Genomic DNA, 1,771 nt, shown 5'->3' with positions numbered 1-1,771 from the left:
TGTCAAAAAGTATCAAATGCTCGAAACGTGTAGGAAAATAAGTGCCGTAATATGGATGTATTTTATTTCGCAATACAGGAATAGAAATCCCCTTCAGGTACCACTGCCAAGCACTATTTAGTCCTTGTACTTGAGGAAAGGATAAGAAAAAATCACTAGTTTCAGGATAAAGCTTTTCTAACCAGCCGATACCGGGAGACTTTTTTACCGCCAATTTATGATCTACAATTTCTATCAAAATTAGATTTGACAGCTTATGATATTCTGAGCGATACTCCCTTTGTTCCTGAAAAGACTTATTCGGAAATTTTCTATTCAGATGCGTATGTAACTCTTTAAGAAGTAACAATCCATTATTATAAAATTCTGTTATTAATATTGGGTTACCAGCCTCTAATGCTTCAATCGTAAGTTGAACATCCGTCCCACGTTTAAACGACTCTGTTTTTTTTCCAGACTCAATAGGTTCTGGCTTGTTTATCTCTATATCCCTAATCATCGATTGCTTTTCCTTTCGGGTCAAAGGTAGGAATTCTTACTACAGATTCCTGCAATATGCGGTTGATAAAAATAGCGAAATCATTTATGCTTCAGTAAATCTTTCAAAACCTGCACTCATTACTTTTTAGAGTGGACTCAGAAATTCAGTTCTTTCACCTAAAGCAGAGTCTTTTTAAACGTTGGTTAGCAAAAGTTGGATATGAACGGATAGAAGAAACAGAAGAGCCTGAAAAATTTTTGGTAACAGATTTTTTTAATTAACAGGATAACAAACTTGGGTTTTCCATTTGCTTGTATCCGGCTCCATTGTAGGGTCGGTAATATATGTTTCCCATGGATGACCAATAATTTTTTTATCATTTTTTTGTATCCATTTCATTATTGCCCCATGTTCCTTTCCAACATCTTCATATTTGCCAAGATGCATTGCCGTAGCAATATTTCCAGCAGGTATCACAGAGAAATAAACATTTTCATCTTCAGGAATTTCAAGCTCCTTATTTATTGGAAATGCTACCTCAAAAATAATTGTATCTCCATTTTTTTCCGACCATTGTAATGCTGTGGAAAAAGGATGCCCTGCCGGTAGTATTTCATTTTCTTTTAAAAATGAAGACAGTTTACCGAAAGCTTCTCCATATTTTGCATCAAGCATTGTTTTATCTGTAACAATAACTTTAATGGCAAGGTATCTTATTGTATCAATGCTTGAGAATGTTACCTCAATTGGTAATTCTTTAGGTTTTGCTTCGCATAATTCAGATAAATTTTCAAGTCCTTTATTCATAGCTTTTTCTAACATTTTCTTTCCCAAGAGTATTTGGATTTTTGAAATGGGACAAAGACTTGATTCTCCACTAATAGCCCAAGTTACAGTTGTTCCGTCTTCTGTTTCTTCAAAATTCCAAGTACCAAATATTGGTTCTTTAGAATCCATAAAGTATAGTTCGTTTTTAATAAATGTATTTTCTTTACACTCAACAATTTCCATTTTTCCATTGCCCAATTTTTTACTTTCCCAACTTCGTAAAGCCCCTTTTCCTTTTTTAGTTCCTGAATACTCAATTTTCATAGTAGTATCTTTTTGATACCAAAAAGACCAATTTGTCCAGTTATGAAAATCAGCAACCTCTTCAAATACCGACCAAGCAGGAGCATCAATTGTTTTTGCTTTTTCAATATTGTATTCTTTTGGCAAGAATAAAGAGAATACTGTTACGAGTATAATTAAAATCAATAATATAATTCCAATCCATTTAAGCGTTTTCAT

General features: G+C 33.4%; 2 protein-coding genes. Both read right to left on the bottom strand.

Annotation, left to right across the window (positions count from 1 at the left end):
* A partial coding sequence (locus U9R42_13290; protein MEA3496994.1) for a methyltransferase type 11 occupies positions 1–499 on the bottom strand: 499 nt, incomplete at its 3' end.
* 255 nt (positions 500–754) lie between these two features.
* On the bottom strand, positions 755–1,771 hold a 1,017-nt coding region (locus U9R42_13285; protein ID MEA3496993.1), incomplete at its 5' end, for an SRPBCC family protein.

This window comes from Bacteroidota bacterium (genome assembly GCA_034723125.1).
Taxonomy (GTDB): Bacteria; Bacteroidota; Bacteroidia; order CAILMK01; family JAAYUY01; genus JAYEOP01.
Note: the sequence above shows the minus strand (reverse complement) of the source record. Positions and strands in the feature narration are given on the sequence as shown.